This is a genomic window from Sorangium sp. So ce836, from assembly GCF_028553905.1.
Taxonomy (GTDB): Bacteria; Myxococcota_A; Polyangia; order Polyangiales; family Polyangiaceae; genus Sorangium; species Sorangium cellulosum_D.
On the sequence record NZ_CP102233.1, the window covers coordinates 7,252,009 to 7,276,241 of the forward strand.

The 24,233-nt window shown below is 71.0% G+C and carries 3 protein-coding genes; all 3 read right to left on the reverse strand.

The window, feature by feature from the left end:
• Position 1 precedes the first annotated feature (1 nt).
• From NQZ70_RS25985 to NQZ70_RS25995, 3 genes are read right to left on the reverse strand one after another with little or no spacing between them, the layout of a single operon-like run.
• On the reverse strand, positions 2-13,123 hold the full coding sequence (locus tag NQZ70_RS25985) for a non-ribosomal peptide synthetase (protein WP_129576600.1): 13,122 nt from the start codon (positions 13,121-13,123) through the stop codon (positions 2-4).
• Positions 13,120-22,788: a non-ribosomal peptide synthetase gene (locus NQZ70_RS25990; protein WP_237245612.1), complete on the reverse strand. Its 9,669-nt coding sequence runs from the start codon at positions 22,786-22,788 to the stop codon at positions 13,120-13,122. Before NQZ70_RS25990 ends, NQZ70_RS25985 begins: the two co-directional genes overlap by 4 nt.
• Positions 22,772-24,226, reverse strand: coding sequence for an MFS transporter (locus NQZ70_RS25995; protein ID WP_165374168.1), 1,455 nt, complete (start codon positions 24,224-24,226; stop codon positions 22,772-22,774). Before NQZ70_RS25995 ends, NQZ70_RS25990 begins: the two co-directional genes overlap by 17 nt.
• Positions 24,227-24,233 lie beyond the last annotated feature (7 nt).

Consider the following 24,233-nt stretch of genomic DNA (forward strand, 5'->3'; position numbering starts at 1 on the left):
GTCACAGCAGAATCTCCTTCAGGCGCGTGGTGGCTCTCGCCAGCTCGGCAAGGCTGACGGCGGTAAAGATGGAGGCGACATCGGCGTGGAGGTCCTCGTGGCGCATCCGCTCGATGAGACGGACGGCTAGGAGCGAGTGGCCGCCGAGCGCGAAGAAGTCGTCATGGCGCCCGACGCGCGGCAGATCGAGGAGCTCGGACCATATGCGGGCCAGCCGCTCCTCGACCTCGCCGCACGGTGCTTCGAACGGCTGGCTCGACGCGGCCGAGTCGTCCAGCGCGGGCAGCGCCTTGCGATCGAGCTTGCCGTTGGGCGTGAGGGGCAGCGCAGCGAGCCGCACGTAGGCCGCCGGCAGCATGTACGCCGGCAGCTTCTCGGCGGCGTGACGTCGCAGCGCGTCGTCGTCGAGCGCGGCCGCGCCGGTGTAGTACGCAACCAGGCGCTTGTCGCCGGGAACGTCCTCGCGCACGAGCACCGCCACCTCGTCGAGCCCAGGCAGCTGCGCGAGCGCGCTCTCGACCTCACCGAGCTCCACGCGGAAGCCGCGCACCTTCACCTGCCCGTCATCGCGCCCGATGAACTCGAGCTCCCCGTCGGGCCGCCAGCGCGCCAGGTCGCCGCTGCGGTACATGCGCTGGCCGGGATGGAAGCGGTCCTCCACGAACCGTTCGGCGCTGCGCTGCGGCTGGTGCAGATAGCCCCGCCCCACCTGCGCGCCCGCGATGAACAGCTCCCCCACCACGCCCACCGGCACCGGCTCGCCGCGGCGGTCCAGGACGTACATCCGCGTGTTCGCGAACGGCTTACCGATGCTCACGCGCGCCGCGCCGGCCTCGTGGCGAACATAGGCCGCGCTGCACGATACCGTGACCTCCGTCGGCCCGTACGTGTTGATCAGCCGCGTCTCCGCCCCCAGCGCCTCCCAGCGCGCCAGCGCGTGCGGCGACAGCGCATCTCCCGTCACGTTCATCATGCGCACTCCGTCCAGCGGCGGCGCGCCCGCCTCCGGACGGCTCCACTCGCCGACCAGGCTGTGCCAGTGCGCCGCGGTCAGGTGCACCACGCTCGCGCGCTCGCCTTCGTCCCCGGCCCCGAACGGGCGCGACCTCGGCAACAGCCGCGCTCCCGCCAGCAGCGCTGGCATGATCTCCTCCAGCGAAAGGTCGAAGTTCAGCGAGTTCTGCTGCAGCACCGTGTCCGCGGGTCCGAGCCCGAACCACTCGATCGCCGCAAGCGTGTAGTTCACGAGATTGCGGTGCTCGATCATCACGCCCTTCGGCTGACCGCTCGAGCCCGACGTGTAGATCACGTAGGCCAGGTGCTCCGCGCCAACACCAACCGCCCGCGCGTCGAGGTCGTCATCACGGCGCGAGGCCCACTGGCCCGCGTCCAGCTCGACATCGAACATCGGGACCGTCCCGGCCACGTGACGGCGCGCCACGTCGCGCCCTGCGCCCCCCGCCGTCAGCACCGCGACGGGCGCGCTGTCCTCGATGATGTGGGCCAACCTCTCGCCTGGGTAGGCAGGATCGAGCGGCACGTAGGCTCCGCCCGCCTTCAGCGTCGCGAGCAGCGCGACAAGCACCGGCGCGCCGCGCTCGGCGCACACCCCTACCCGCGCGTCCGCCGTGACACCCAAATAGCGCAGGTGTCGCGCCAGCCGGTTGGCTCGCCGGTTCAGCTCGCCGTAGCTCACACGCTCCGTCCCGTCGTCGACCGCCACCGCCTCAGGGGCCCGCGCCACCTGCGCCTCGAACAGCTCGTGCACGCACCGCTCGAGCGGCAGCGCACGCCCCGTGTCGTTCCACTCGACCATCACGCGCTGCCACTCCGCGGGCGACAGCACAGCGATCGCGCCGATCGGCTGCCGATCGTCGGCCACCATGCCCTCCAGCACACGCAGCCAGTAGCCACGGTAGCGCTCCACCGTCTCGCGCTCGAACAGCGCCGTCGCGTAGTTCAGGCTCCCGACCAGCCCCTCCTCACGCTCCTGCAGCGCCAGCGTCAGGTCGCACTGCGCCGTGTCCAGCTCCGTCGGGAGCGTCGTCACGTGCAAGCCAGGCAGCGTCACCGGCGCATCCCGCGTGCCGTGCCAGTCGAGCATCACCTGGTACAGCGGCGTGTGCGACAGGCTGCGCGGCGGCGCGACCACCTCCACCACCTGATCGAACGGCAGGTCCTGGTGCTCCTGCGCCGCAAGCACCTGCGCTCGCGTGCGCGCCAGCACCTCGCCCACCGTCGGCTCTCCCTGCAGGTCGATGCGCAGCGCCAGCGTGTTCACGAAGAACCCGATCAACGACTCGATCTCCGCCCGCCCCCGCCCCGCCACGGGACTTCCGATCACCACCTCTTCCTGCCCGCTCAGCCGAGAGAGCACCGCCCCCCAGCTCGCAAGCAGCGTCATGTACATCGTCACCCCGTGACGACGGCTCAGCGCACGCAGCCCGCGCGTCAGCTCCGCACCCACCTCGACATCGATGCTCGCGCCCGCAGGGTCCTGCTGCGCAGGGCGCGGTCGGTCCCACGGCAAGCTCAACAGGCTCGGCGCACCGCGAAGGTTGCTCCGCCAGAACTCGCTCTGCCGCGCAAGCTGCCCGCTCGCCAGCGTGCTCCGCTGCCACGCTGCCCAGTCCGCGTACTGCACCGTCGGTGCCGGCAGCGGCTCGGCTCGACCCGACGCATACGCTCCGTACAGCGCGCTCAGCTCGCGCAAAAAGACGCCCACCGACCAGCCGTCCGACGCGATGTGGTGCATCACCACCTCGAGCACGTGCTCGTCTTCGCCCGTGCGCACGACCAGCACGCGCAGCGGCAGGTCCTCGCTCAGCTCGAACGCCCTGGCCGCATGCGCATCGCCCAGCGCGCGCGCCGCAGCCGCCGCATCGGCCGAGCCTCGCACATCCTCCTCGCGCAGCTGAAGCGCGGCCGTCGCCTGCACCTCCTGCACCGGCACGCCGTCCTGCACCCCGAAGCGCGTGCGCAGCGACTCGTGACGCTCCACGATTCGCCTCAGCGCGCCCACCAGCGCGCCCCGGTCCAGCACGCCGCGCAGCAAAAACGCACCCCGGATGTGATACGCCGCGCTCGCGCCCTCCAGCCGCGTCAAAAACCATAGCCGCTGCTGCGTCAGCGACACCGGCTCCGGTCCGCGCCGCTCACCCACCGCTATCTCCGGCAGCTCCGTGCGCTCCGCCACCCTCACACGCGCCGCCAGCCGGTGCAGCTCGGGGTGCGCGAACAGCTCAGACAACGCAAGCTCGACCCCCAGCAACCGACGCACCCGCGATACAAGCTGCATCGCCAGCAACGAGTGCCCACCAAGCTCGAAGAAGTGGTCGCTCCGGCTCACCTGCCCGCGCCCCAAAAGCTCGCTCCACAGCCCGGCAAGGATCTCTTCAATCTGATTCCGCGGCGCTTCCCCTGGCTTTGTCTCCGACGCCTCGGGCGCAGGCAGCGCACCGCGGTCGAGCTTGCCGTGCGCCGTCAGCGGCAGCGCCTCGAGCGCCACGTACGCCGTCGGCACCATGTACGACGGAAGGGTCCGCGACGCGTGGGCGCGCAGCGCTTCCCCTAGGTTCCCCTCGCCCGTGTAATACGCCACCAACCGCGCATCGCTCGCGTCCCCGCCCTCGCGACGCGCCACCACCACCACCTCTTCGACTCCCCTCACCTCCCCGAGCCGCGCCTCGATCTCCCCAAGCTCGATACGGTAGCCTCGAAGCTTCACCTGAAAGTCGTTGCGGCCCACGTACTCGATCGTCCCGTCCGCACGCCAGCGACCGAGGTCCCCTGTCCGGTACACTCGTCCTCCGGACACGAACGGATCGTCCACGAACCGCTCCGCCGTCAAACCAGGCTCCCCCAGGTAGCCCCGCCCCACCCCCGCCCCGCCAATCACGATCTCACCGACCACACCAACCGGCGATGGCCGAAACGACGCGTCCACGATGTACACCCGCACATTCGCGATCGGTCGGCCGATGTGCAGGACGGAGTCGCCTTCGTGCAGCCGACCGGAAGTCGCGACCACGCAGCTCTCCGTCGGCCCATAGTTGTTGATCAGGGATTGACCGGACGGCAGACCCTGCGGCCAGCGGCGCAGCCGATCGCCGCCGATCAGCAACGTTTGCAGGCGCGGGTTGCCCGCTCCGCCGGCGTGGGCCAGCTCCGCGAGCGGCGTGACCAGGAAGCTCACGTCCAGAGCCTGGGCGCGCCACCAATCGAGTAGCCGTTCCGGATCGCCCTCCACGTCCCGCGGCGGCAGCAGCAAGGTGCCGCCACTGCACAGCGGTGGCCAGATCTCCCAGGTCATCGCGTCGAAGCCAACGCCTGCCGTGCTCGAGCTGCGATGGCCCGGCGCAAGCCCGAACGCCTCGATATGCCAGGCGACCAGGTTGGTCAGGCTGCGGTGCTCGACCATCACCCCCTTGGGTTCGCCGGTCGATCCCGAGGTGTAGATGACATAGGCGAGGTCGCTCGACGTCGGCGGCGCGGCAGCGGTGTCGTCCCTGTCGTGTCCCCGCCGCGCGCTTGCGTCGAGCTCGACATCGCGGTCGAGATCGAGCACCCGCACGCCTGCGCGCTGTGCGGTCGCGCCAATCGCGAGCCGGGCATGGGCGTCGGTCAGCACGGCGGCCGGAGCCGAGCTCCGCAGCAAGGTTTCGAGCCGCTCGGCGGGATACGCGGGATCGAGCGGCACGTAGGCGCCGCCGGCCTTGGCCGTGGCCAGCATCGCCGTGATCAGCGCGGGGCTGCGTTCGAAGCACAGCGCGACTCGGGCCCCGGAATGCACGCCCAGTCGCCGCAGGTGCCAGGCCAGCCGGTCGGCCCGCGCGTCGAGCGCTGCATACGAGACCGCCTCGTCGCCCTGCGCCACGGCGATCGCCGCCGGAGAGCGCGCGACCTGCACCTCGAACAGCGCGTGCACGCAGGACTCGAGCGGGTAGGCCCGCGCCGTGTCGTTCCACTCCGCGACCACGCGCTCGCGCTCCGCCGCGGGCAGCACGTCGATGCCGCACGTGGGCGCCCGTGGATCCTCGTCCAGCGCGCGGACCAGGCCCGCGAGGGCCTCGTGCATGAAGTCCCACACGCGCTCAGGCCCGATGTCGCTGCTCACCTGTGCGGTGACCGAGAAGTCGTCCCCCAGGTCGTCGATCGACAGGACCAGCGGGTAGTTGGTGCGCTCGTTGCCACCGAGAAAATCGATCTCGTCGTCGCGACCGGGATCCGGAGGCGCGCTCGCGTCGTCGAGCTCTTCCTGCACAACGAGGGCGCCTTGCCGGTAGTTGAGCAGGGCGGAGAAGAGCGGAGTCTGCGCCGGCACGCGGCTCTCGCGCTGCGCGAGCCCGAGCGGCGTGTGCTCGTAGCGCAGCAGCTCGACCACGAGGTCGTGGGTGCGTCGGAGGCTGTCTTCGACGCCGCGCTCGTCGACGCGGATCCGCATCGGCAGCGTGTTGATGAACATCCCCATCACCCGGTCGGCTCGGGCGCCGGCATGCATGCGACCGAACACCACGGTCCCGAACACCACGTCGCGCCGGCCGGTCACCCGGGCGAGCACGAGGCCAAAGGCTTGGTGCATGAAGCTCGCCGGGCTCACCCCGAGCCGCGCGGTGCAGCGCCGGATGGCGCGCGACAGCTCGGCGGGCAGCCTGCTCTCCGCCTCCGCGATGCCACGCCCGTCGCCGCGGACGTCGACGAGGCCAAAGGGCGCGGTCGGCTCGTCGATGTCTCCGAGCAACTCGCGGAAGAACGCGGCGTGCTTGCCGAGGCCGATCGCCTGCCGGGCGCGCGCCACGAACTCGCGGTACGGTGCGGGCCGCGGCAGCTCGTCGAGACGGCCGAGCTCGATGGCCCGCTCCTCGGCGGCCAGCAGCTTCAGCGTCGTGTTGTCGATGACGAGGTGGTGCATGAGGACGCACAGCACCCAGCGCTGCTGCGCGCGGTCCTCGACCACGTGGCAGGCGAGCAGCGGCGGCCGCTGGATATCGAGGCGGAGCCGCCGCGGATCGAACCGCTCCTCGAGCGCCCGCACGACGTCGCCGTCGACGGCGCCCAGATCATCGGGATCGAGCCACGAGACGGGGACGACCGCGCGCCGGCGCACCACCTGGACCGGCTGCTCGAGGCCGTCCCACCAGAACCCGGTGCGCAGGATGTCGTGGCGGTCGACGATGTGCTGGAGCGCCGCCAGGAAGCGTTCGAGCCGGCCCCGCGACCTGAAGGCCAGGGTGTACGACTCCATGTATGGATCGGTCTCGGACGGCGCATCGAGCCGGTGGTGGAACAGCATTCCCTCCTGCATCGGCGCGAGCGGGTAGATGTCCTGCACGTTGGCCGCGCCGCCGTCGACCGACGCGACGATCGCGTCGATCGCGTCCTGGTCGAGGCTGACGAGCGTGAGCATCTCCGGCGTGATCCGATCGGCTTGCGCCGGAATCAGGTTCGGAGGCACAGGCAGCTCCGGATCTTCGTTGCGAATCTGCGCCGCGAGCTCCGCCAAGGTCTGCGCCTTGAACACCGCACGCACGTCGCCGTGCAGTCCCTCGCGCCGCATGCGCTCGAGCAAGCTGACCGCCAGCAGCGAGTGACCGCCGAGCGCGAAGAAGTTGTCGTGTCGCCCGACGCGCTCCTGCTTGAGGAGCCTCGCCCACAGCATCGCGAGGCGTTCTTCGATGGGGCCCTGCGGAGGCTCGTAGGAGCGACGCGCGAAAGCCTCGCCCTGAGGCGCCGGCAGCGCCTTGCGGTCGAGCTTGCCGTTGGGGGTGAGCGGCAGCGCTGGGAGCCGCACGTAGGCGGCTGGCAGCATGTATTCGGGTAGGCCTCGTGCGGCGTGCTCACGCAGCGCGCGCGCATCCGGCGCGTGCTCGCCCGTGTAGTACGCGACCAGCCGCCGCTCTCCCGGCGCGCTCTCGCCCACCGGCTGCGCGGCGACCACCACCTCCGCGACGCCTGGCGCACCCGCTAGCCGCGCCTCGATCTCCCCGAGCTCGATCCGGAAGCCGCGAATCTTCACCTGGAAGTCGTTGCGTCCCAGGTATTCGATGCTCCCGTCGGGCAGCCACCGACCCAGATCGCCCGTCCGGTACAGACGCCCCGTTCCCGTGAACGGGTCATCCACGAAGCGCTCCGCCGTGAGCTCCGGCTGCCCGAGGTAGCCGCGCGCCACCCCCGCGCCTCCGACGTACAGCTCGCCCGTCACCCCCACCGCCACCGGCTGCCTCTGCTCGTCCAGCACGTACAGCCGCAAGTCGGGCAGCTTCACCCCGATCGGGCTCGGACCAGGCCGTGCCGCGTCCCGAGCCGCCAGCGCACGGTAGGTCACGTGCACCGTCGTCTCGGTGATGCCGTACATGTTCACGAGCCTCGTCGCTTGCTCGTCGTTGCGCTCGTACCAGGGCTTGAGCGTCCGCAGCTCCAGCGCCTCCCCACCGAAGATCACCCAGCGCAGCTGGTGCACCATCGGCGTCTGCGCCTGCGCCGCCATCAGCTGCTGGAACGCGCTCGGCGTCTGGTTCAGGACCGTCACCCCTTCGGCGCACAGCAATTCATAAAACTCGGCCGGCGAGCGCGCGGTCGTCAGCGGCACCACCACCAGCCGCCCGCCGTACGAAAGCGCGCCCCACAGCTCCCACACCGAGAAGTCGAATCCGATCGAGTGGAACAGGCTCCACACGTCCCGCTCGTCGAACCCGAACCACGCCTCGGTGCATGCGAACAACCGCGACACCTGCGCGTGCTCGACCATCACGCCCTTGGGCCGCCCCGTCGAACCCGACGTGTAGATCACGTACGCAAGGTGGTTCGGCAAAACTTCCACCCCAGGATCGTGCTCGTCCGCCTCCGCCCACTGCGTCGCGTCTCGCTCGACATCGACCCACCGCGCCGACCGCGACACTGGCTCACCCAGCGCCCCCCGCCCCGTCGCGTCCACCAGCACCACCGAAGGGTCGCTGTCGGTCAGCGTCGCCACCAGCCGCTCCGAGGCGTATGCCGGATCGAGCGGCACGTAGGCGCCGCCCGCCTTGAGGACCGCAAGGATCGCGGTCACCAGCGCCACCCCGCGCTCGAGGCAGATCGCCACCCGCTGCTCCGGCCCAACCCCCATCCCGCGCAGGTGATGCGCCAGACGGTTCGCCGCCGCGTTCAGCGCACCGTAGCTCACCCGCTCCGCTCCGTGCACCAGCGCGGTCGCATCGGGGTTGCGCCGCGCATGCGCCTCGAACTGCTCGTGCACGCACCCTCGGCTCGCCGACGCTCGCGTCTGGTTCCACCTCTCCACCACGTCCAGGCGCTCGGCCTCCGGCAAGATCGGCAGTCGGGCGACAACCGCCTCGCCGCCGTCGGCGACGAACGCCTCGATCAGCGTCTCCCAGTACGCGACGAAGCGCTGCGCGGTCGCGCGGTCGAACAGCGCGGTGGCGTAGTTGAGCGTTCCGGTGATCCCGTGCGCTCCGTCCTCGAGCGAGAGCGTCAGGTCGAACTGGGCGGTCGCCTGTCCGATCCGCAGCGGCGTCACCGTGACGCCGGGCAGGCAAAGCTCGCGCTCTGACCCGCCCTGCCAGGCGAGCATCACCTGAAATAGCGGCGTGTGGGCCAGGCTGCGCGGAGGCGCGACCGCTTCGACGATCTGATCGAACGGCAGATCCTGGTGCTCGTGCGCCGAGAGCACCTGCGCGCGGGTGCGCGCGAGGAGCTCCGCCACCGTGGGCGCTCCCTGGAGGTCGATGCGGATCGGCAGCGTGTTGACGAAGAATCCGACGAGCGGCTCGATCTCGGCGCGGTCGCGCCCTGCCACCGGGGTTCCGATCACCACTTCGTGCTGCGCAGCGAGGCGCCCGAGCGTCGCCGCCCAGCTCGCCAGCACCGCCATGTACGACGTCACGCCGTGCCGCCGGCACAGCGTCCGCAGCCGCTGCACGAGCGCGGCATCGAGGCTCACGCCGACCTCGTCCCCGGCGTGAGCCTGTTCTGAGGGCCGCGGCCAGGTGGTGGGCAGCTCGAGCAAGATCGGCGCACCGCCGAGGGCGCGGCGCCAGTACGCACGCTGGCGCTCGACCTCGCCCTCGACGAACCAGGCGCGCTGCCAGGCGGCGTAGTCGGCATATTGGATGGCGAGCGGCGGCAGCGGGTCGGATTCGCCCGCGAGGTAGAGGCGGTACAGCCGACCGAGCTCGTCGAGCAGCACACCCACCGACCAGCCGTCGGAAGCGATGTGGTGCATGACGACCTGCAGCAGGTGCTCGTCCTCGGACACGCGCACGACCAGCGCGCGCACCGGGATCTCGCGCGCGAGGTCGAACGGCGCGCAGGCGTGGGCTTTCACGAGCTCGAGGGCCCGGGCCGCGGCATCCGACGCGCCGTGCAGATCGTCCTCGGCGACCGGTAGCTCGGCGCCGGGCTCGACGATCTGCACCGGTTGGTCGTCGACGAGCTGGAAACGGGTGCGCAGCGCCTCGTGTCGCTCCACGACGCGACGCAGCGCGCGGATCAGGACCGGGCGATCGAGCGGGCCGGTCAGCCGCCCCAGCGCGGTGAGGTGGTACGCCGCGCTCGCGCCTTCCACCCGAGTGAGGAACCACAGGCGCTGCTGCGCGAGCGACAGCGGCAACGGCCCCGTGCGCTTTGCCGGCCGGATCGGCGGCAGCGACGAGGCACGCGCGCCTGCCAGGTGCTCAGCCAGCCGCCACAGCTCCGTGTGCGCGAACAGATCGGCGAGCGAGATCTCGACGTCGAGCGTCCGGCGTAGCCGCGCGAGCAGCCGCACCGCCAGGAGCGAATGCCCGCCGAGCGCGAAGAAGTCGTCGTGGCGCCCGACCTGCTCGATTTGCAGCAGGTCCTCCCAGATCGTGGCGATCAGTTGCTCGGTCCCGCTGCGGGGAGCGTCGTACGACCGCCGGACGTGCGCGTCGGCATCCGGCGCGGGCAGCGCTCGGCGATCGAGCTTGCCTGTCGGAGACAGCGGCAGCGCGGCGAGGCGAACGTACGCGGAGGGGACCATGTAAGCGGGCAGGTGTTGCGCGACGTGCTGCCTCAGCGTCTCGGCGTCCGGGGCCGCGTCGCCGACGAAGTACGCCACCAGCTTCTGGTCGCCGTGCCCGTCGAGCTCGGTTGCGCGGGCCACCACCACGACGTCCGTGACGCCCGTGACCTTCGCGAGCGCTGCCTCGATCTCGCCGAGCTCGATGCGGAAGCCGCGGATCTTCACCTGGTGGTCGTCGCGCCCGAGGTACTCGATGGTGCCGTCCGGTCGCCAGCAACCGACGTCGCCGGTGCGGTACAGCCGCGCGCCCGACGCGCCCAGGGCGCTGGGCGCGTCGAAGAACCGCTCTGCCGTCAGCGCGGGCTGGTTCAGGTAGCCGCGTCCGACCTGCACGCCCCCGATCACGATCTCGCCCGCCACGCCAGCGGGTACCGGCCGCAACTCGCGATCCACGAGGTAGACCCGGACGCCGGCGCTCGGGCGACCGATGATCCGCCACTGGCCCGCGCCGCCCTCGACGTCGTGCATCGTCGCGCTGATCGTCGTCTCGGTCGGCCCGTAGGTGTTGAGCAGCCGCGGCCGGTGCCCGTCGCGCGCAAACCACGCCGCGAGCGCGCGTTCGGTCACGGCTTCGCCGCCGATGATGACCTGCCGCACCGAGACCGGGATCGACGCTCGCTCGGGATCGAGCGCGAGCTGCGCCCAGAACTGGGTCGGCAGATCCACGATCGTCACGCCGTGCGCCTCGCACAGCGCCCAGAATGTACGCGGACCGGCCAGCCACTCGTCGGTGCGCACCACGAGCGTGGCGCCGCGCATCCAGGTCGCGAACAGCTCCTCGACGGACGTGTCGAACGACAGCGAGGCGAACTGCAGCATGCGATCGCCCGGACCGAGGCCGATCCGCTCGGCCAGCGCGGCGTTCTGGTTCACCACACCGCGGTGCTCGATCATCACGCCCTTGGGGCGCCCCGTGGAGCCCGAGGTGTAGAGCACATAGGCGAGGTGCTGCGGACCCAGACCGATGGTCTGGCGATCGGGATTGCGCTCGCTCTCGTGCTGCCATGCGGCGTCGGCCTGCAGGTCGACACGAGGCAGGTGGCGCGCGATCGCGTCCGGGAAAGGCCCGACGTGGAGCATGACCCGCGGGTCGCAGTCCTCGACCATCTGGCCCAGGCGCTCCAGCGGATAGCTCGGATCCAGCGGGACGTAGGCGCCGCCCGCCTTGAGCACGGCCAGCACGGCCACGATGATCTCGGTGCTGCGCGGACCGTACACGGCGACGCGGTCGTCGGGTCTCACGCCCATGGCGCGGAGGTGATGCGCGAGCCGGTTGGCCTGCGCGTTGAGCTCGCCGTAGCGGAGCCGGCGATCGCCCCACGCGAGCGCAATCGCGTCGGGGCGCAGCGCCGCCTGCTGCTCGAAGCGCTCGTGGATGCACGCATCCACGTCGGCCGCGGCCTCGCCACCCGCGCTCCAGGTCTCGATGAGCTGCACACGCTCGGGTCCGGGCAGGACCTCGAGCTCGCGAACGGGCCGGTCCGGAGTGCGCTCGAGCGCCTGGACCAGGCCGGTCAGCGCGCGGACCATGTAGTCGCACAGCCGTGCTGCGCCGATCGAGGCATCGGCCTGCGCGGTCAGGTGGAAACCGTCGCCCAGGTCGTCGACATCGAGGCTCAGGGGGTAGTTGGTGCGCTCGCGGGCGCGGAGCAGCGCGATGCCATCGCCGAGGTATCGCGCCTGACCGCTGCGATCCACCGCGGCCCGATCGCTGTGGCGATAGTTCAACAGCGAGGTGAACAGAGGGGTCTTCGCGGGGACGCCGCTCGCGCGCTGGGCGAGCGCCAGCGATGCGTGCTCGTGGCGGAGCAGCTGGACCAGCGTCGCGTGCGTGCGCTCGAGCGCGCGCCGGACGCCGTCATCGCCGACGTCGATGCGTATCGGCAGTGTGTTGAGGAACATCCCCAGCGCGCGATCCGCGTCCGCGCCGCTCTGCATCCGACCGAACAACAGCGTGCCGAACACGACATTGCGCCGCCCGGTCGTCCGGGCCAGGACCAGGGCCCACGCCAGGTGGACGAGGCTCGCCGCGCTGACCCGCATGGCGCGCGCGACGCGGCGGAGCCCGGTCGACAGCGCGGGGTCGAGCATCTGTCGGACCTCGTCGTGGCCGCGGCCATCGCCCTGGACCTCGACGACACCGAACGGCGCGGTCGGCTCCTCGATGTCGCCGAGCAGGCTGCGGAAAAACGCGTCGTGGTCGTCCTGGCCCACGCTCGTGCAGGCCTGGGCCACGAAGTTGCGAAACGGCACCGCCCGCGGCAAGCGGTCTCGCTCGCCGCGGACGATCATGCGCGCCTCCTCGACGAGCAGGTCCAGCGTCGTGTGATCGCTGATCAGGTGGTGGGCGAGCAGGTGCAGCAGCCAGGGCCCGCCCGCGGAGTCACGCGACGTGCCTGCCGCCTCGTCGGCGATCTCGGCCGGCGTGTGGTCGGGGGTCACGTAGCAGGTGAGGAGCGGCGCGCGGCCCACGTCCAGGCGATAGCGAGATGGGTGGTGCAGCGCTTCGAGGCGTTCGGCCGCGTCGTCCCCCTGCGCATCCAGCTCCACCTCTTGGACCGAGAGCGTCGCTCGCCGCCACACGACTTGGACCGGCTGGTCGAGCCCTTCCCAGACAAAGCCGGTGCGCAAGATGTCGTGACGATCGATCACCTCCTGCAGCGCGGCGACGAAGCCGTCGAGCCGCCCTCGGGTGTCGAAGCGGAGCACGGTGGACAACAGGTACGGGTCGCCGCCGTCCTGGAGCAGGTAGTGGAAGAACAGCCCCTCCTGCAGCGGACCCAAGGGATAGATGTCCTGGACGTTGGCCGCTCCGCCCTCGATCTTCGCGACGATCGCGTCGATCGCGTCCTGGGGCAGCTTGACGAGAGGGATCATGTCCGGCGTGATCCGGGCGACGGGCGCGGTCCGCTCGTTCCGCTGCGTGAGCTCGGCGAGCAGGGCGGCCTTCCCGCTCCTTAGCGACTCGACCAGCGCCGGGTCGAGCGCGCCGCGCGGTGCGCGAATGACCAGCTCACCGCCATCGGCGTGGATCTGGATCTGCTTCTCTTCCAGGAGCTGCAGCAGGGCGCGTGTGTTCACAGTCGGATCTCCTCGACGTCGAGCCCGAACGCCGCGTCCGGATCGCGGACGCCGCCCGGGTGGCACGCAATCAGGCGCGCGGGAACGTTCGGCTCGTCAGCGCTGGCGCGCACCTGCGCCGCAAGCTCGCTCAGCGAGGCCGTCAGAAAGATCGCGGTGACGTCGGCGTGCATGCGCGCGCGGCGCATGCGCTCGATCAGCCGGATGGCGATCAGCGAGTGGCCGCCCAGCGCGAAGAAGTTGTCGTTGCGTCCGACTTGCTCGACGCCGAGCAGCTCGGCCCAGATCTCGGCGAGCGTCTGCTCGATCGCGCCCTGGGGAGCCTCGTACGCCTGATGCCCGAATGCTGCAGCCTCCGGCGCGGGCAGCGCCTTGCGATCGAGCTTGCCGTTGGGCGTGAGGGGCAGCGCAGCGAGCCGCACGTAGGCCGCCGGCAGCATGTACGCCGGCAGCTTCTCGGCGGCGTGACGTCGCAGCGCGTCGTCGTCGAGCGCGGCCGCGCCGGTGTAGTACGCAACCAGGCGCTTGTCGCCGGGAACGTCCTCGCGCACGAGCACCGCCACCTCGTCGAGCCCAGGCAGCTGCGCGAGCGCGCTCTCGACCTCACCGAGCTCCACGCGGAAGCCGCGCACCTTCACCTGCCCGTCATCGCGCCCGATGAACTCGAGCTCCCCGTCGGGCCGCCAGCGCGCCAGGTCGCCGCTGCGGTACATGCGCTGGCCGGGATGGAAGCGGTCCTCCACGAACCGTTCGGCGCTGCGCTGCGGCTGGTGCAGATAGCCCCGCCCCACCTGCGCGCCCGCGATGAACAGCTCCCCCACCACGCCCACCGGCACCGGCTCGCCGCGGCGGTCCAGGACGTACATCCGCGTGTTCGCGAACGGCTTACCGATGCTCACGCGCGCCGCGCCGGCCTCGTGGCGAACATAGGCCGCGCTGCACGATACCGTGACCTCCGTCGGCCCGTACGTGTTGATCAGCCGCGTCTCCGCCCCCAGCGCCTCCCAGCGCGCCAGCGCGTGCGGCGACAGCGCATCTCCCGTCACGTTCATCATGCGCACTCCGTCCAGCGGCGGCGCGCCCGCCTCCGGACGGCTCCACTCGCCGACCAGGCTGTGCCAGTGCGCCGCGGTCAGGTGCACCACGCTCGCGCGCTCGCCTTCGTCCCCGGCCCCGAACGGGCGCGACCTCGGCAACAGCCGCGCTCCCGCCAGCAGCGCTGGCATGATCTCCTCCAGCGAAAGGTCGAAGTTCAGCGAGTTCTGCTGCAGCACCGTGTCCGCGGGTCCGAGCCCGAACCACTCGATCGCCGCAAGCGTGTAGTTCACGAGGTTGCGGTGCTCGATCATCACGCCCTTCGGCTGACCGCTCGAGCCCGACGTGTAGATCACGTAGGCCAGGTGCTCCGCGCCAACACCCAGCGCCCGCGCGTCGAGGTCGTCATCACGGCGCGAGGCCCACTGGCCCGCGTCCAGCTCGACATCGAACATCGGGACCGTCCCGGCCACGTGACGGCGCGCCACGTCGCGCCCTGCGCCCCCCGCCGTCAGCACCGCGACGGGCGCGCTGTCCTCGATGATGTGGGCCAACCTCTCGCCTGGGTAGGCAGGATCGAGCGGCACGTACGCTCCGCCCGCCTTCAGCGTGGCTAGCAGCGCGACAAGCACCGGCGTGCCGCGCTCGGCGCACACGCCCACCCGCGCGTCCGCCGTGACGCCCACCTCGCGCAGGTGTCGCGCCAGCCGGTTGGCTCGCCGGTTCAGCTCGCCGTAGCTCAGGCGCTCCGTCCCGTCGTCGACCGCGATCGCCTCAGGGGCCCGCGCCACCTGCGCCTCGAACAGCTCGTGCACGCACCGCTCGAGCGGCAACGCACGCCCCGTGTCGTTCCACTCGACCACCACGCGCTGCCACTCCGCCGGCGACAGCACAGGAATCGCACCGATCGGCTGCCGATCGTCGGCCACCATGCCCTCCAGCACACGCAGCCAGTAGCCACGGTAGCGCTCCACCGTCTCGCGCTCGAACAGCGCCGTCGCGTAGTTCAGGCTCCCGACCAGCCCCTCCTCACGCTCCTGCAGCGCCAGCGTCAGGTCGCACTGCGCCGTGTCCAGCTCCGTCGGGAGCGTCGTCACCTGCAAGCCAGGCAGCGTCACCGGCGCATCCCGCGTGCCGTGCCAGTCGAGCATCACCTGGTACAGCGGCGTGTGCGACAGGCTGCGCGGCGGCGCGACCACCTCCACCACCTGATCGAACGGCAGGTCCTGGTGCTCCTGCGCCGCAAGCACCTGCGCACGCGTACGCGCCAGCACCTCGCTTACCGTCGGCTCTCCCTGCAGGTCGATGCGCAGCGCCAGCGTGTTCACGAAGAACCCGATCAACGACTCGATCTCCGCCCGCCCACGCCCAGCCACGGGACTCCCGATCACCACCTCTTCTTGCCCGCTCAGCCGAGAGAGCACCGCCCCCCAGCTCGCGAGCAGCGTCATGTACATCGTCACCCCGTGACGACGGCTCAGCGCACGCAGCCCGCGCGTCAGCTCCGCGCCCACCTCGACGTCGATGCTCGCGCCTGCAGGATCCTGCTGCGCAGGGCGCGGTCGGTCCCACGGCAAGCTCAACAGGCTCGGCGCACCGCAAAGGTTGCTCCGCCAGAACTCGCTCTGCCGCGCAAGCTGCCCGCTCGCCAGCGTGCTCCGCTGCCACGCTGCCCAATCCGCGTACTGCACCGTCGGTGCCGGCAGCGGATCGGCTCGACCCGACGCATACGCGGCGTACAGCGCGCTCAGCTCGCGCAAAAAGACGCCCACCGACCAGCCGTCCGACGCGATGTGGTGCATCACCACCTCGAGCACGTGCTCGTCTTCGCCCGTGCGCACGACAAGCACCCGCAGCGGCAGGTCCTCGCTCAGCTCGAACGCCCTGGCCGCATGCGCATCGCCCAGCGCGCGCGCCGCAGCCGCCGCATCGGCCGAGCCTCGCACATCCTCCTCGCGCAGCTGAAGCGCGGCCGTCGCCTGCACCTCCTGCACCGGCACGCCGTCCTGCACCCCGAAGCGCGTGCGCAGCGACTCGTGACGCTCCACGATTCGCCTCAGCGCGCCCACCAGCGCGCCCCGGTCCAGCGCGCCGCGCAGCAAAAACGCACCCCGGATGTGATACGCCGCGCTCGCGCCCTCCAGCCGCGTCAAAAACCATAGCCGCTGCTGCGTCAGCGACACCGGCTCCGGTCCGCGCCGCTCACCCGCCGCGATCTCCGGCAGCTCCGTGCGCTCCGCCACCCTCACGCGCGCCGCCAGCCGGTGCAGCTCGGGGTGCGAGAACAGCTCGGACAACGCAAGCTCCACCCCCAGCAACCGACGCACCCGCGACACAAGCTGCATCGCCAGCAACGAGTGCCCACCAAGCTCGAAGAAGTGGTCGCTCCGGCTCACCCGCTCGCGCCCCAAAAGCTCGCTCCACAGCCCGGCGAGGATCTCTTCAATCTGATTCCGCGGCGCTTCGCCTGGCTTCGCCTCCGACGCCTCGGGCGCAGGCAGCGCACCCCGGTCGAGCTTGCCGTGCGCCGTCAGCGGCAGCGCCTCGAGCGCCACGTACGCCGTCGGCACCATGTACGACGGAAGGCTCCGCGACGCGTGGGCGCGCAGCGCGTCCCCTAGATTCCCCTCGCCCGTGTAGTACGCCACCAACCGCGCATCGCCCGCGTCCCCGCCCTCGCGACGCGCCACCACCACCACCTCTTCGACTCCCCTCACCTCCCCGAGCCGCGCCTCGATCTCCCCAAGCTCGATACGGTAGCCTCGAAGCTTCACCTGAAAGTCGTTGCGGCCCACGTACTCGATCGTCCCGTCCGCACGCCAGCGACCGAGGTCCCCTGTCCGGTACACTCGTCCTCCGGACACGAACGGATCGTCCACGAACCGCTCCGCCGTCAAACCAGGCTCCCCCAGGTAGCCCCGCCCCACCCCCGCCCCGCCAATCACGATCTCACCGACCACACCAACCGGCGATGGCCGAAACGACGCGTCCACGACGTACACCCGCACATTCGTGATCGGTCGGCCGATGTGCGGCGAACTGCCCGAGATGCGCGCCACCGTGGCGTCGACGGTGCACTCGGTCGGGCCGTAGACGTTGTAGAAGGTCGTCTGGCCTTGCTCGACCAGCGCATGCCACTGCGCCGGGCTGATCGCCTCGCCGCCGACCAGCGTGACGGCGCAGCGAGGCGCCCCGTGCTCGTCCAGCGTCAGCGCCAGCTGAGACGGCGTGCAGTCCAGGACGTCTATCTCGTGCGCGGCGACGAAGTCGCGCAACGCCGCGCCGTCGGCCCGCACATCGGCCGGCACGACGACGAGCGTGCGTCCAGACAGCAGCTGGACCCACTGCTTGACGGACGAGTCGAACGCGAGCGGCGCGTTGAGGCTGACCCGCCGGCAGCGCGGGTGATGCGCGTGGATGGCGCGCTCCAGCGCCGCCCAGAGGTTGACCACACTACCGTGCTCGACCATGACCCCCTTCGGTCGCCCGGTCGATCCCGACGTGTAGATGACGTAGGCCAGCTGGCGAGCCGGATCGCTCGACGCGCCGGGCGCATCGCTTACCGTCTCCTCAAGCCGCGCGTCGGCCATTCCCCGGGCAAGCGCGATGTTCGCTCCGCCCGCGGCCAGCAGGATCACCGGCGGTGCGGAAGGTAAGCTCGCGCGGAGCGCCGCCTGCGAGATCACGCAGACCGGTCCGGCGTCGACCAACACCTGCGCGAGGCGCTCCGGCGGCCACGACGGGTCGAGCGGCACGTAGGCGCCTCCGGCCTTGAGGATGCCGAGCACGGCGACGATCATGTCAACCCCGCGCTCGAGCACGATCGCAACCCGGCGATCTGGCCCGACGCCGTGGGCGCGCAGGGCCTGCGCCACGCAGTTCGCCCGCGCATCGAGCTCGGCGAACGTCACCTCGATATCCCCGTGCACGACGGCGATCGCCCGTGGCGTCCGCGCGACCTGCGCCTCGAACAGGCCGTGGACGGACGCGCCTCGTGGGACCTCGATCGCGGTGTCGCTCCAGGACGCGAGCACGCGCTCGCGCTCGGACGCCGGCAGCACGTCGAGCTCGCACACGGGCCGCGCGGGCTCCGTTGCGAGCGCGTCGACCAGCACGTGGAGCGCGGTCTGTACGAAGTCGCAGATCCGCTCTGGCCCCACCTCCCGCGGCGCCTTGGCCGTGAGGACGAGCGCCTGCCCGAGATCGTCGATGGTGAGACCGAGCGGGTAGTTCGTGCGCTCGCGGCTGGCGAGGAGCTCGATCTCCGATCCCAGCACGTGCGAAAGCGATGGCGCATCGCTGTCGTCCGCGCTGAACCGGTAGTTGAGGAGCGAGGTGAACAGCGGCGCCTGGCTCGGGATCGCGCTGGCTCGCTGCGCCAGCGCGAGGGGCGCGTGCTCGTGGCGGAGTAGCTCGACGATGCGCGCGTGCGTGCCTCGCGCCGTGTCCGCGACACCGCGTGCGTCCACGTCGATGCGGATCGGCAGCGTATTGATGAACACGCCGAGCGCCCGGTCCGCTCGCGCGCCGCCCTGCGTGCGACCGACGAGCACGGTGCCGAACACGACGTCGCGCCGGTCCGTCGTCCGCGCCAGCACGAGCGCCCACGCCAGGTGAAAGAGGCTCGCCGTGCTCACGCCCAGCGCCCGCGCGCGATCACGGACCGCGCGCGCGAGCTCGGCCGGCAAGATCCGGCTCGCCTCGGCGATGCCGCTGCCGTCGCCGTGCACGTCGAGCAGCCCGAACGGCGCGGTCGGCGCGTCGACGTCGCCGAGCATCTCGCGGAAGAACGCCTCGTGCTCGCTGGCAGAGACCCGCGACCTCGCCTGCGCCACGAAGTCGCGGAACGGCGCCGGCGCCGGCAAATCGCGCTGGCCGTCCTCGATCGCGCGCGCCTCGGCGAGCACGGTCTCCAGCGTCGTGTGGTCCAGCACCAGGTGATGAAACAGGAGGTGCAGAAGCCAGCGCCCGCGCGTCGGGTCGGCAGCGACGCGACCGCGAAACAGCGGCGGCCGGGTCACGTCGATCCGCGCGTCGTGACCTGCCTCGAGCTGCGCGACGATATCGCCGGCGTCCGGATCGAGCGCGACGACCTCGACCTCGAGCGTCGCACGCCGGTGTACCACCTGGACCGGCTGCTCCACCACGCCCTGCCAGGCAATGGCGGTGCGCAGGATGTCGTGGCGGTCGATCACCTGCTGCAGCGCCTGGAGGAAGCGGTCGAGCCGCGCGCGGCTGGCGAAGCCGAACACGCCGGACATGACGTACGGATCCGCGTCGTCGGGGCTCCGCACCAGATGATGGAACAGGATCCCCTCCTGGAGCGGCGCCAGCGCATAGATGTCCTGCACGCCGGCCGCGCCGCCATCGACCGCCGCGACGATCGCGTCGATGGATGCCTGGCTGAGGCTCACCAGCGGCAACATCTCGGGCGTGATGCGGTCGGCGTCCGGCGGGATGAGATTCGGCGGCACCGCCACCTCGTCGCTGTCCGCGCCGACCTGGCTCGCGAGCGCCGCCAGGGTCGGAGCGCTGAACACGACCCGCACGTCGGCGTGCATGTGCGCGCTGCGCATGCGCTCGATCAGCCGGATGGCGATCAGCGAGTGGCCGCCCAGCGCGAAGAAGTTGTCGTGGCGGCCGACCCGCTCGATCCCGAGCAGCTCGGCCCAGATCCCGGCGAGCGTCTGCTCGGTCGCGCCCTGGGGAGGCGCGTACACCCGGTGTGCGAACGCCGCAGCATCCGGCGCGGGCAATGCCTTGCGATCGAGCTTGCCATTCGTCGTCACCGGCATCGCCGCGAGCCGCACGTACGCCGCCGGTACGGCCGCCGCTGGCAGCCGCTGCGCCGCGTGCGCTCGCAGCGCCTCGGCGTCCGGCGCCTGCTCGCCATCTGCCGTGTAGTACGCCACCAGCCGAAGGTCGCCCGGCTCGTCCTCGCGCGCCGTCACCGCCACCTCGCGCAGCCCCTTCACCTCGGCGAGCCGCACCTCGATCTCGCCCAGCTCGACCCGTACGCCGCGGATCTTCACCTGCAGGTCGTTGCGCCCCAGGTACTCGATCGCCCCGTCTGACCGCCAGCGCCCCAGATCTCCCGTGCGATACAGCCGACCACCCGCCGTGAACGGATCGTCGACGAAACGCGCTGAGGTCAGCGCCGGCTGGTTCAGGTAGCCCCGCGCCACCTGCACGCCGCCGATGTAGAGCTCGCCCGTCGCGCCCACCGGCACCGGCTGCCGCCGCTCGTCGAGAATGTAAAGCTGTGTGTTCGCAATCGGCCGGCCGATGGGGATCGAATCGCTCGTCTCGCCCGGCCTGCACTGCCACGCAGTGACATCCACCGCCGCCTCGGTCGGCCCGTACAGGTTGTGGAGCTCTATCCCGGGCAGCCGGTCGTGGAAGCGCCGCACCAGCGGCGCTGGCAACGCCTCGCCGCTGCAGAACACCCGCACCAGGCTCGTGCACCGCTCCGCCACGTCCTCGGCCAGGAACGCCTGCAGCATCGACGGCACGAAGTGCAGCGTCGTCACCCTCGCGCGCTCGATCAGCGTCGCCAGGTACTCCGGGTCCTTGTGCCCGTGCGGCCGCGCCATCACCAGCTGCGCTCCCGCCATCAGCGGCCAGAACAGCTCCCACACCGACACGTCGAACCCGAACGGCGTCTTCTGCAGCACCACGTCCCGCTCGCCCAGCCCGTACGCCTGCTGCATCCACAGCAGCCGGTTCACCACGCCGCGGTGCTCGTTCATCACCCCCTTGGGCGTCCCCGTCGAGCCCGACGTGTAGATCACGTACGCCAGGTCGCGCTCGTGTCCCTCCGCCGGCGTCTCGTCGCACGGCTCATGCGAGAAGCCCCAGGCCTGCATCGAGAGCGCCACGCGCCGTGCGCCGATGCCTTCGACCTCGACCAGCGTCCGGTCACCCACCTCGTCCACCAGCACCACGCACGGCGCGCTGTCCGCGATCATCTCGCGCAGCCGCACCTTCGGCTGGTCTGGATCGAGCGGCACGTAGCAGCCGCCCGCCTTCAGCACCGCCAGAAGCCCGATCACCATCTCCACGCTGCGCTCCAGGCACAGCCCCACCGGCACGTCTGGGCCCACGCCCTGCCGCCGCAGCGCGTGCGCAAGCTGGTTGGCGCGCGCATTGAGCTCCGCGTAGGACAGCCGCCGCGCGCCGTCGTCCACCGCCACCGTGGCCGGGGTCCGCGCCACCTGCGCCTCGAACAGCTCGTGCACGCGCAGCCCCGTCGGGTACGCCGTGCCGGTCTCGTTCCAGCCCACCACCACCTGGCGCCGCTCGTCCTCGTCGATCAGCGGCAGCGCGCCGATCGGCCGGCCAGCGCCGCCTTCGAGCACAGCATTCATCACGCACGAAAGGCGGCGCTGAATGCGCTCGATCTCGCCGCGCTCGAAGGCCGCGCGGCTGTAGTCGAGCTCGATGATTGCGCGGTCGGTCCCCGGATACTCGTTGATGCACACGGCCAGGGGGACCTGAGCGAAGCCGCTGTACATCTTGTCGACCACCGCCCAGCGCGCCGCGCCGATCGGCGCTGCTTCCGGATAGATGTCCAGGCTCAGCGTCACGTCGAACAGCTGCCGCCGGCCGAGCTGGTCGAGGCGCAGCGACCTGTTGAGATCCTGGATCGGGAATCGTTGATGGCGATAGCAACGCCGCAGCTCGGCGGCGATGTCCTGCATCAGCTCGGCGATGCTTTTGCCGCGATCGACCTGGATCCCGAGCGGGATCATCGAGGAAAACATGCCCGCCGTGCACCGGTCGCGCGCCGTGCCGCGGTTGTGCACCGACACCCCGATCACCACCTCCTCTACGCCATGCGTGCGCGCGAAGTAGGCGGCCACGACGGCGAGCAGGAAGTGCTGCAACGTGCTCCCAGACGCCGCGAGATACGCGCGCAGGCGGGCGAGCTCGTCGCCCTCGATCCGCCGCATGACACGGTCGCTGACCCAGGCGTCGCGACCGCTGGCCATGGCCTCGATCGCGCGCGGCGAGAGGAGCGGCGGTGGCAAGGTGGCGAATCGCTCTGTCCAGAACTGTCGATCGGCCTCGTAGCGGGGCGACGCCAGATACAGCCGGTCTTTCTCGGCAAACTCGAGGTAGGACGGCGCCGGCGCGCCCACCGGTGCGCCGCGCGAGCACCGCTCGTAAGCCTCCGCGATGGCGCGCACCACGATGGCGAAGTGGGTGCCGTCGGACACGAGGTGGTGGAAGTGGAGCCGAAAGTACCGGCAGTCCGGCCTGATCCGCACGAGCTGCGCCTCCCACAGCGGGCGGCCGTAAAGCTCGAACGGCGTGCTTGCTGCCCGCTGGATGTGGGCCCAGGCGCGCGCCTCGGCGTCGTCGTGGCCGGTCAGGTCGAGCACCGGCACGATGCCACCGACACGCGGCACGACGCGCTGGAAAGGGACACCGGCCTCCTCCCCGATCACCAGCCGAAGCGCGTCGTGGCTCTGGACGACGTGACCGAACGCCGCCTCGAACCGCGCCTCGTCGAGGTCGCCATCGATCCGAAAGACCATCCCGATGTTGTAGGACGGCACCCCTGGCGCCAGCATCTGATCCAGCCAGATCGCCTGCTGGACGGACGTGAGGTCATGTCGAGTGGTCAACGGCGACTCCTGGGCGCTCGGGTGACGTCGGTTCGCAAGCGAGAAGTTCATCCACACCTGGCGCGTGGCCTCGGGCCCACGGATCGGGGTGCGCCGCGGCCGGCGACGTGGCTGTCGTCGGTTCATCCGCTGGATCGGGCGTCCCTTCGTCGAAGTCCCGGAATCGCGGCGAGAGCAGCGCGATGAGCGACAGGAGGCCGCCAGCGGCGCCGCACACGATGAAGACGAAGGCCAGACCGCGGCCCTTGCCTGTGCCGACCCAGGCGCCCACCGTGCTCGCCCAGGCGCCTCCGGGCAGAAGCGCCGGCTCGAAGACATGGTGAGCGAAATAGCCACCCACCAGCATCGCCACGCACAACATGACCCCGTTGAGCGCAGCATTCAGCGCGAACAGACTTCCTCGGCTTTCGACCGGCGTCTTGCGCAGGAGCAGCGCGAGGGCGCATGCGGTCGACGTCGCACCGCCGAAGTACGCGCCGAACGCGCACAGGGCCCACAGGACCGTCGAGCTCGCGAGCCCGACCAGCACCAGCGTCAGCGATACCAACAGCTGAGCCACGAGCATCCAGCGCATCTGGCGACGACGCACCGGCGCGACCACCAGCAGTCCCGACCCCGCCACCGCTCCCAGCGCACCGCTGCTCAGGATCAAGCCGACCGCTTCGCTGGCATGCGTCGACAGGACGAGCGGGATCATCATGCTCGCGGCGAGCACGACGAGGGCCTCCTGGATCGCGCCATAGATCGAGAGCCCGGCCATCATCGGCACCTCGCGGAGATAGGCCAACGCGGAGCGCACGCTGAGAGCGGTCTCGCGGAAGAGCGACGACCGCCCCGCGCGCTCGACCCCGCGGACGGCCTGCCGGCTCCGCGAGAGCCCGCCGAACGCGGCGATCGCTCCAGCAGCCACGAGGAGAATGTGCACGGTGACGATGCCGGTCAGTCCGAGCGCGGCCATGAGGTAACCCGCGACCAGGGGCACCGCGACCTGGAACACGCTCTGCGTGAGCCCGATCAGAGCACCAGCCTGGGTGAGCCGCTCCCGCGGCACGATCGATCCCATCGCCGCCCGGTACGCCGGGATGCGGATCGAGCCAACGACCGCACTGGCGACGTTGAACGCATAGAGGTGGCCCGGCTGCATCCGATTCTGAAACACCAGGACAGCGAGCACGGCGACCAACACCGCCGAGCAGACGTCGCACCCCACGATGACCCAGCGCCGGTCGAACCGATCGGCCAGCGCGCCCGCCACCGGGGTCATGAGCAGGCTTGGAAACGCGGTCGCCACGATCGCCATCGAGAACTGCTGCGCAGATCCCGTCTGCTGGAACAACCAGACTCCGAGCGCGAACGTCATCAGCGCGGAGCCGAGGTCGAAGGCGGTCTCGCTCGCCCACAACAAGGCGAACGTCTGCCGGACGCGTGTTTGCGTCACCACGGCC